Annotated in this window: 11 protein-coding genes and 2 pseudogenes; 6 read left to right on the top strand and 7 right to left on the bottom strand. The window is 71.5% G+C overall.

What is annotated here, in order from left to right; all coding sequences use genetic code 11:
- Both B1205_RS32395 and B1205_RS26025 read left to right on the top strand, forming a co-directional pair.
- Positions 1 to 185 (top strand): annotated as a pseudogene (locus B1205_RS32395) (hypothetical protein); the annotation flags it as partial.
- A gap of 41 nt (positions 186 to 226) precedes the next feature.
- Positions 227 to 766, top strand: coding sequence for a GNAT family N-acetyltransferase (locus B1205_RS26025; protein WP_089158009.1), 540 nt, complete (start codon positions 227 to 229; stop codon positions 764 to 766).
- Between the two features lie 143 nt (positions 767 to 909).
- Here B1205_RS26025 and B1205_RS26020 read toward each other — a convergent pair whose 3' ends face one another.
- From B1205_RS26020 to B1205_RS26005, 4 genes are all read right to left on the bottom strand, one after another.
- Entirely contained in the window at positions 910 to 1,419 is a 510-nt protein-coding gene (locus tag B1205_RS26020) for a cupin domain-containing protein (RefSeq protein WP_254910213.1), read from the bottom strand.
- 52 nt (positions 1,420 to 1,471) lie between these two features.
- Positions 1,472 to 2,017, bottom strand: coding sequence for an SRPBCC family protein (locus B1205_RS26015; protein WP_089158007.1), 546 nt, complete (start codon positions 2,015 to 2,017; stop codon positions 1,472 to 1,474).
- Positions 2,018 to 2,061: 44 nt separating this feature from the next.
- Complete coding sequence (locus B1205_RS26010) at positions 2,062 to 3,006, bottom strand: NADP-dependent oxidoreductase (protein WP_089158006.1); 945 nt, start codon at positions 3,004 to 3,006, stop codon at positions 2,062 to 2,064.
- 61 nt (positions 3,007 to 3,067) lie between these two features.
- The gene (locus B1205_RS26005) at positions 3,068 to 3,922 is read right to left on the bottom strand and encodes a helix-turn-helix domain-containing protein (protein ID WP_089158005.1); all 855 of its coding nucleotides are present in this window, start codon (positions 3,920 to 3,922) and stop codon (positions 3,068 to 3,070) included.
- A gap of 267 nt (positions 3,923 to 4,189) precedes the next feature.
- Here B1205_RS26005 and rox point away from each other — a divergent pair, with 267 nt between their 5' ends.
- Positions 4,190 to 5,644, top strand: a complete 1,455-nt coding sequence (rox, locus tag B1205_RS26000) for a rifampin monooxygenase (protein WP_089158004.1) — start codon at positions 4,190 to 4,192, stop codon at positions 5,642 to 5,644.
- Here the strand turns inward: rox and B1205_RS25995 are convergent.
- The 3 genes from B1205_RS25995 to B1205_RS25985 form a co-directional block, all read right to left on the bottom strand.
- A complete protein-coding gene (locus tag B1205_RS25995; RefSeq protein WP_089158003.1) occupies positions 5,635 to 5,889 on the bottom strand; it encodes a Txe/YoeB family addiction module toxin in 255 nt (84 codons plus the stop codon). The genes rox and B1205_RS25995 overlap by 10 nt on opposite strands.
- The gene (locus tag B1205_RS25990) at positions 5,886 to 6,170 is read right to left on the bottom strand and encodes a type II toxin-antitoxin system Phd/YefM family antitoxin (RefSeq protein ID WP_089158085.1); all 285 of its coding nucleotides are present in this window, start codon (positions 6,168 to 6,170) and stop codon (positions 5,886 to 5,888) included. Before B1205_RS25990 ends, B1205_RS25995 begins: the two co-directional genes overlap by 4 nt.
- Before the next feature lie 168 nt (positions 6,171 to 6,338).
- Complete coding sequence (locus B1205_RS25985) at positions 6,339 to 6,584, bottom strand: flavin reductase (RefSeq protein WP_089158002.1); 246 nt, start codon at positions 6,582 to 6,584, stop codon at positions 6,339 to 6,341.
- 229 nt (positions 6,585 to 6,813) lie between these two features.
- Between B1205_RS25985 and B1205_RS33185 the strand changes: the two are divergent.
- From B1205_RS33185 to B1205_RS25975, 3 genes and pseudogenes are all read left to right on the top strand, one after another.
- Positions 6,814 to 6,912 (top strand): annotated as a pseudogene (locus tag B1205_RS33185) (helix-turn-helix domain-containing protein); the annotation flags it as partial.
- A 65-nt stretch (positions 6,913 to 6,977) separates the two neighbouring features.
- The gene (locus tag B1205_RS25980; RefSeq protein ID WP_254910212.1) at positions 6,978 to 7,547 is read left to right on the top strand and encodes a DUF5753 domain-containing protein; all 570 of its coding nucleotides are present in this window, start codon (positions 6,978 to 6,980) and stop codon (positions 7,545 to 7,547) included.
- Positions 7,538 to 7,726: a DUF397 domain-containing protein gene (locus B1205_RS25975; RefSeq protein ID WP_089158001.1), complete on the top strand. Its 189-nt coding sequence runs from the start codon at positions 7,538 to 7,540 to the stop codon at positions 7,724 to 7,726. Before B1205_RS25980 ends, B1205_RS25975 begins: the two co-directional genes overlap by 10 nt.
- The last annotated feature ends 224 nt before the right edge of the window (positions 7,727 to 7,950 follow it).

The raw sequence follows: 7,950 nt of genomic DNA, 5'->3' as shown, positions 1-7,950 counted from the left end.
CCGCGCACCAGCCGGTGCCCGGCGGCGCCGGGCGGATCGCGGCCCGGCGGGTGCCCGGGGTCGACGGGTTGACCTGGACGGTCCGCTACGACCCGGGGACGCCGGCCGACGACGAGGCGGTGACCGCCGAGACCGGCCGTCTGGTGGCCGAGGCCCGCGCCGCGACGACCCCCGCCGACGTCTGACCGCGACCGGCGTGGGTTCGATCTGCTGTTAGCGTCGCGGGATGTTCGCCACCGACCGGGTCCGGTTGCGCCCGCCCACGCCCGACGACGCGCCGAGCATGTTCCGGCTGCACGGTGACCCCGAGCTGCACCTGCTCACCGACGGCGACCCGTTCCTGCCGCGCCACATTGGGCAGGAACGGGCCCGGCTGGAGAAGCAGGTCACCGATCCGCCCGACGGCCAGACCTGGGTGTCCTTCCTGGCCGAGACCGTGGCCGACGGCACGTTCCTCGGCGGCGGCACGCTGTGGGGGATCAACACCTTCGAGCGGTTCGCCCACCTGGGTATCTCGCTGGTGCCGGAGGCGCGTGGTCAGGGCTACGGGACCGAGGTGATCAGGCTGCTCTGCCGATACGGCTTCCGCAACCGCAACCTGCGCCGGCTGGAGATCGAGACGGTGGCCGGCAACACGGCCATGCGGCGGACCGCCGAGACGTGCGGCTTCGTCCACGAGGGCACCCAACGGGAGCGGGCGTACGACGGTGACGGCTTCACCGACCTGGTGATCTACGGTCTGCTCCGGCGCGACTGGACGCCGTAGCCCAGCGACGTCGACGGCCTCACCGGCGTGCCCGAACGTGCTTCCGCAGCGAGGCCCGCTTCTCGCATGGGTACGAGACGCCTTCCGATTCACCGGGTTCATGCTCGGCGGGGACGGCCCCTGGCGCAGCTACGTCGGCCGCCTCACAGGAACTCGCTGCGGTAGGTCGGGGCCAGCTCGGCGGCGCGGCGGCGGCGTTCGGCGAGTTCGTCCGGGGAGAGCTGCGGCGGCGGTGCGTCCCGGCCCGCGACGACGTCGCCGATGCGGGCGAAGTACTCGTCCTGCCCGGCCGGGGTGCACATGCACAGCATGTGGGCCGGTGCACCGGAGACGTTTCGGAAGTGGTGCGGCGCGTTGGCCGGGATGTTCACCGTGGACCCGGCCCGGACGACGTGTTTCTCACCGCGGAAGGTGAACTCGATCTCGCCGTCGAGGATGGTGAACATCTCCTCGAAGTCGTGCCGGTGCGGCGGTGGGCCGCCACCGTCAGGGACGCGCATGTCGATCAGGCAGTACGCGCCGTTGGTCTGCTCGCCCGTGATCAACATGCCGTAGGTGTTGCCCACCAGGGAGATGTAGGTCGTGTCGGGATCGTCGGGATTCGCCACCGTCAGCGAGCGAGCGGGATCGTCGTCGGGAATCATTATGATCATCTCCTGCGGGTGCGATTGGTCTGGTCGGACCGGTCCGAGCGGCCGGGGACTGCTACAGCCGCGCTTCCTGCGCCTCGGCCACCTGCACGCATCGGCGCAGGGCAGCCACCATGTAACGGCGCCACAGGGGGGCGAAGGGGCCGGCGAGGATGGGGCGCCGACCCGGGAGCGGCTTGAACTCGTAGGTCCAACGGATGAGGGTGCCGTCCCCGTCGGGGTTGAAGTTGAATTCGCCCCGCACTCCGGCGGCAAGGCGCGAAAGGACGTTCGTGAACCCGGTGAGCTGGTACGCGAAGATCGAACCCTCGGTGTATTCGGTCAACTGCTCGTTGGCCTGTGACCCGTCCTCGAACTGCGGGTTACGGGTGGGGCCGACGTGATCCCAGGCCTCCGTCTGGTTGGCCACGCCCCGAACACCCGGGAACGGCCCGACCCGGTGGAAGACGCTCGGCAGGTCGATCGGCGCGATCACCCGGAACGCGGTGGCGGGCGCCACCCGGGTGCGCTGCTGGACCGTGATCGAGACCGTGCGATCGGTCGGGCCGATGAGCAGCGGTACGGGCGGAGTGTTTGACGGGTTCGTGCGGCTGGCGGTCATCGGTTTCCCATCCTCGGGTTGTGGTCGGTCGGCCTGGATGGGTATCAAGCGGTGGGCGCGAGCACGACGGTCTTGCCGGGCAGTTCACCCGCGCCGGCCCGGGCGTGGAGGGCGGGCAGGTCGGCCAGCGCCACCCGCTCGGCGACGTCGACCCGCAGCTCGCCGGTGCCGATCCGGGCGGCCAGGTCGGCGAGTTGGTCGGCGTCGCTGCGGACGAACAGGTCGACGCCGCGTACGCCGCGCTCCTCGTCGGCGGGGGCGGGCATCCAGACGGTGGTGTTGACCAGGGCGCCGCCGTCGCGGATCAGGGTGACCAGCGCGGCGAGCTGTTCCGGGGCGACGGGTGCGAAGTTGAGGACGAGGTCGACCGGCTCGGTCACGGCGACGGTCACGTCGGTGCTGGTGTGGTCGATCACCTCGTCGGCGCCGTTGGCCTGGACACGCTCGGCGCTGCGCGGGCTGGCCGTGGCGATGACGTGGGCGCCGACCTCCTTGGCGAGCTGGACCGCGTATCCGCCGACCGCTCCGCCGGCGCCGTTGATCAGCACCCGCTGGCCGGCGGTCAGCTTGCCGTGGTCGAACAGCGCCTGCCATGCGGTGAGGCCCACCAGCGGGAACGCCGCCGCGTCGGCCAACGGGATGTTTCGCGGCGCACCGGTCAGGATCTCCGCCGGCGCGATCACGTACTCCGCCGCCGCCCCGGTTCCCGTCATCGGCAGGAAGCCGACGACCTGGTCGCCGACCGCGACGTCGGTCACGCCGGCACCGAGCGCGTCGACCGTGCCGGCGACGTCGAGACCGGGGGTGTGCGGCAGCTCGACCGGGATCGGGCCCTGCATGAAGCCGGCGCGGATGTTGCCGTCGACGCCGTTGAACGACGTCGCCGCGACGCGGATCCGGACCTGACCGGCGCCGGGGGCGGGCTGCTCCACGTCCTCGTAGCGCAGAACCTCGGGACCGCCGAACTCGTGGAAACGCACTGCCTTCATCGCTGAACCTGCCTTCGTGAGCGCCGTTCGTGTGCGCCCAACTTCCCCGGATTCGGCGCGATTAGCCTGGGCCGGGCTGGCCCACCCTGATGACGGCCGGTTCCCCGGCGACCGCGACGATCTCCGCCAGACGCGCCGCGTCGGCCGAGCCGGGCGCCGCGGTGAGCATCAGAGCCGCCAGATCGTCGCCCGGGACGGCGAGCAGGCTGCCGACGAGCGTGACCGCGCCGACGTCCGGATGGATGAAGGCGGCGCTGCTCTCGTACGCCACCACCGGTCGCGGCGTGCGCCACAGGCTGTCGAAGAGGCGGCTCCGGCTGCGCATCTCGTCCACGAGCGCGGCGAGCGACGCGTCGGCGGGGTAGCGCAACCGCGCGCTTCTCAGCTGGGCGGCGAGGATCGCCTCATGATCGGTGGCGTCGTCCACCGACTGCTTGAAGTCGTTGAAAGGATCGCAGAACGTGCGCCAGGCGATGTTCCACTCCCAGGGGTCCCCGGTGAGATGCCAGTGCCCCAGGGCCAGGAACGCGCTGTTCACGGCGACGAGGTTCATCGCCGCGTCGGAGACGAACATCGGCGTGTCGGTGAACCGTTCCAGCAGCCGCGTCGCGCCCGGACCGATCTCGTCGGGGACCTGCCCGTCCGCGGCGGCGTACCCGGCCAGGGCGCAGAGCCGCTCGTAGTCCGCCCGCCCGGTCCGCAACGCGCGGGCGATGGCGTTGACCACCCCGGCCGACGGGTGGCTGCGCCCCTGCTCCAACCGGCGGACGTAGTCCGCCGACATGCCCGCGAGGTCGCCGAGTTCCTCCCGCCGCAACCCCTGCGTCCGCCGCCGGCCGACCGATAGCCCGACGGTCTCGGGTGCCGTGTTCTCCCGCAACTGGCGCACCGCGGCACCGAACTCGTGACCTTTCACGGCCCAATTGTGCCCGGTCAGCGGGTCGACGACGCTGCGGGCGTCGGCCGCTCAGCGGCTTCCCGTGGTCGTCTGGTCGGTTCAAGGTGCGCCGTCGGCAATGGTTGCGGCAGGCGGGAAAGTTGCGGCCGGCGGGAAAGGGCAATGTCGCCCACTCTCTGCCACTCTCAACGTATATCGCACCCCGGGTCTTGCGGCAAGACCCGGGTGCTGTTGAAGAATCCCCCTCCGACGCCTCTGACCTGGCGGAATCGAACGGGGGAATCCATGATCGACGTGATCATCGTGGGTGGCGGACCGACCGGGCTGATGCTCGCCGCCGAGCTGCGGCTGCACGACGTACGGGTGGTCGTGCTGGAGCGGGATCCGGAGCCGACCACGGTGGTCCGCTCGCTCGGCCTGCATGTGCGCAGCATCGAGGTGATGGCCCAGCGCGGCCTGCTGGAGCGCTTCCTCGCGGCCGGGCGGACGTTCCAGCTCGGCGGCTACTTCGCCGGCATCGCCAAGGCGTGGCCGCAGCGGATGGACACGGCGCACGGCTACATCCTCGGCATCCCACAGCCGGTCACCGAGCGGCTGCTGACCGAGCACGCCCTGGAGACCGGCGTCGAGATCCGGCGGGGGAGCGACCTCGTCGGGCTCAGCCAGGACGAGGACGGGGTGACCGCCGAACTGGCCGACGGCACCCGGTTGCGCTCCCGCTGGCTCGTCGGCTGCGACGGCGGTCGCAGCACCGTGCGCAAGCTGCTGGGCGTCGGCTTCCCCGGCGAACCCTCCCGGAACGAGACGCTGTTGGGCGTGATGGAGCTGACCGCGCCGGCGGACGAGGTGGTCGCCGTGATGACCGAGGTGCGCAAGACGCAACTGCGGTTCGGCGCCGGGCCGGTCGGGGACGGCGACGGGCTGTACCGCGTGGTCGTGCCCGCGGCCGGGGTGGCCGAGGACCGCACCGCCCCGCCGACCATCGAGGAGTTCCGGCAGCAGTTGCGGGCCACCGCCGGCACCGACTTCGGCGTGCACTCACCGCGCTGGCTCTCCCGCTTCGGCGACGCCACCCGGCTCGCCGAGCGCTACCGGGTCGGCCGGGTGCTGCTGGCCGGTGACGCGGCGCACGTCCACCCGCCACTGGGCGGGCAGGGGCTCAATCTCGGGCTCCAGGACGTGTTCAACCTGGGCTGGAAGCTGGCCGCGCGGGTCGGCGGGTGGGCGCCGGCGGGACTGCTGGACACGTACGAGGCCGAGCGGCGACCGGTGGCGGCGGACGTGCTGGACAACACCCGGGCGCAGACGGAGCTGATGTCGCTGGAGGCGGGTCCGCAGGCGGTGCGGCGGCTGCTGGCGGAGCTGATGGACTTCGAGGAGGTGAACCGCCACCTGATCGAAAAGATCACCGCGATCTCGGTCCGGTACGACTTCGGCGAGGGTCACGAGCTGCTCGGCCGCCGGTTGCGGGACGTGCGGCTCAGGCGGGGAAGCCTGTACGGCCTGATGCACGCCGGACGGGGGCTGCTGTTGGATCAGACCGGCGGGCTCTCGGTGGCCGGCTGGGCGGATCGGGTCGACCACGTCGTCGATGTCAGCGAGGAGCTGGACGTGCCCGCCGTGCTGCTGCGGCCGGACGGGCACGTGGCCTGGGTCGGCGACGACCAGCGGGAGCTGCTCGACCGACTGCCCCGATGGTTCGGAGCCGACACGGTGTGCGGGTCAAGCGCTCATTCGTAGTGGTAGCGGCACTGCGCGATCTGTACGGTGTCGTCCGTGATCCGATAGACCAGGCGATGCTCCTGATCGATGCGTCGCGACCAGAAGCCCGCCCAGTTGCCCCAGAGTTGTTCCGGCTTGCCGATGCCCTGGTGGCCATTGCGTCGGACGTCCTCGATGAGGGTGTTCACCCGCTTGAGCATCTGGCGATCCCGTTGCCAGGTCAGGTAGTCCTCCCAGCCACGGCCGGCGAACTCGGCTTTCACGCTGCCGACGCCTCGCCCGAGCCGGGATCAGGGTCGATCAGATCATGGGGCTCCCCACCCCCGTTGCGCAGCTCTTCGACGGCTTCGTTGAGCCGGCGCGCATTGGCCGGGCTGGCCATCAGGTACGCCGTCTCCTTCAGCGACTCATACTCACGCAGGGAGATGATGACGGCGGCCTCACGGCCGGAGCGGGTGACGACGACTTCCTCGGCATCGTCCACGACATGGTCGAGCATCTTGGCCAGGTTTTGTCGGACCTCGGAGTAGGGAACAGTGCGCACGGGGCCTCCCAAGCTGACGTACAAGAAGTTGTACAACTATCGGTCGCCGTCGCTCAGTGTTCCACGTTCGTACGCGCGTCGGCCCACGGATCCCTCCCTTCGCTCGTCCCGTAGCCGAGGGCGTTGGCGGTGTCCCTCTCGAAATGATCATCGGGCGACGGGGCGTCGTCAGCGTGCCCGGGCCCAGGTGACGAAGCGCTCCGCCAAGGCCTGCGGGGCGGTGCCGTCCCGTACGGCGGCGAGGTCGGCGGTCGCCTCGCACAGCAGCGTGCCGAGATGGACCAGCAGCGCGATCCGGTCCTCGCGGTACTCGCCGAGCAGTGCCAGCCGGGCCGGCGAGCACGGCCACGCGGCACCGCAGACCCGGCAGCGCCAGGGCGGGCGGGCCGCGACGTGTGGACGGTACCGGGGCATGGGCGGACCTCCGTCGCAGTGGAAAGGAGGCGTCGGCGGACCTCGTTGTGCGCCGACGCCCCCGGCCTGGTTCCGCCCGCCGTCCGATCCCGTGAGCGGTTCCGCTGCGTGACAGTCTGGTGAGCGCGCGACTACGGTGAGGTGTCCGGCACGGCGACGACCAGTGCGTCCGGCGGCCGGCTCCGAGGGTGTCGAGGATGTACGGAGGGTGTCCGTGGAACTGTCGTCCATGCTGGAGCACTTCGCGGAGGAGCTGCGGGTTGCCCGCGCGGCCAGCGGCATGTCCCAGACCGGGTTGGCCGAGGCGCTGACCTATTCCGGCGCGCTGGTGGCCAAGGTGGAGACCTGCGAGCGCCGCCCGAGCCTCGATTTCGCCCGCCGCTGCGACACNCCGTGGTGCCGTGGTTCCGCGACTGGCCCGGCATCGAGGCGGAGGCCACCGCGCTGCGCTGGTTCGAGCCGCTCTGCGTGCCGGGGCTGCTCCAGACCGAGGGGTACGCCCGCGCGTTGCTCTGCACCGGCGGCTTGTTCGCGCCGGACGAGGTGGAGCAGCAGGTGGTGACGCGGCTGGACCGCCAGGCGGTGCTGACCCGCGACCGGCCGCCGCTGCTCACCTTCGTGGTCGACGAGCATGTGCTGCGCCGGAGCGTCGGCGGGCCGGAGGTGATGCGGGAGCAGGTGCGCCACCTGGTGAAGGTCGGCACGGGGTTGCCCCGGGTGCGGATCCACGTTGTGCCGCTCACCGTCGCTGCCTACGCTGGCCTCAGCGGCCCGTTCGTGCTCGCCACCCCGCCGCACGGCGAGGACGTGGTCTACCAGGAGGGGCAGCTCCACGGCCAGGTGATCGACCGCGTCGACCATGTGCGGCGGATGGTCGAGGTGTGGGAGTCGATCCGGGGTGAGGCACTGTCGCACCAGCAGTCCCTCGAATTCCTGACGGAGGTGGCGGAGACATGGACCTGAGCAACGCCCGGTGGCGCAAGAGCAGCCGCAGCAACGGCCAGGGCGGAGCCTGCGTGGAGGTGGCGGACGGCCTGACCGAGGTGGTCGCCGTGCGCGACTCCAAGGACCCGGCCGGCCCGGTGCTGGCCTTCGCGCCCGACGCCTGGCGCGCGTTCGTCGCCCGGCCGCCCGTCCACTGACCGACGCCGGGGCGGCGGCGTCGAGGTGACCCCCGCCACCGCCGCCCGCTCGGTCGATCGTGTGCCGCCCGGCGACGGGCGGGTTGCCGCTGAGTTGGCTGGTTAGCCGACCCGACCTCGGGGCAAGTCGTGCGAGGACGACACGACGACGAGGGAGGTGCGATGGCAGGCGACGAGTCCCCCGCCCGCGACGGGCACGACCGCGCCGGGCGGGTCGGGCCGGA

Source organism: Micromonospora sp. NBS 11-29, assembly GCF_002140155.1.
Classification (GTDB): domain Bacteria; phylum Actinomycetota; class Actinomycetes; order Mycobacteriales; family Micromonosporaceae; genus Micromonospora.
Note: the sequence above shows the minus strand (reverse complement) of the source record. Positions and strands in the feature narration are given on the sequence as shown.

What these genes read in the sequence shown, in the direction of transcription:
- B1205_RS26025 (WP_089158009.1), top strand. Translation starts at nt 227, where the DNA reads ATGTTCGCCACCGACCGGGTCCGGTTGCGCCCGCCCACGCCCGACGAC.
- B1205_RS26020 (WP_254910213.1), bottom strand. Translation starts at nt 1,419, where the DNA reads ATGATCATAATGATTCCCGACGACGATCCCGCTCGCTCGCTGACGGTG.
- B1205_RS26015 (WP_089158007.1), bottom strand. Translation starts at nt 2,017, where the DNA reads ATGACCGCCAGCCGCACGAACCCGTCAAACACTCCGCCCGTACCGCTG.
- B1205_RS26010 (WP_089158006.1), bottom strand. Translation starts at nt 3,006, where the DNA reads ATGAAGGCAGTGCGTTTCCACGAGTTCGGCGGTCCCGAGGTTCTGCGC.
- rox (WP_089158004.1), top strand. Translation starts at nt 4,190, where the DNA reads ATGATCGACGTGATCATCGTGGGTGGCGGACCGACCGGGCTGATGCTC.
- B1205_RS25985 (WP_089158002.1), bottom strand. Translation starts at nt 6,584, where the DNA reads ATGCCCCGGTACCGTCCACACGTCGCGGCCCGCCCGCCCTGGCGCTGC.
- B1205_RS25975 (WP_089158001.1), top strand. Translation starts at nt 7,538, where the DNA reads ATGGACCTGAGCAACGCCCGGTGGCGCAAGAGCAGCCGCAGCAACGGC.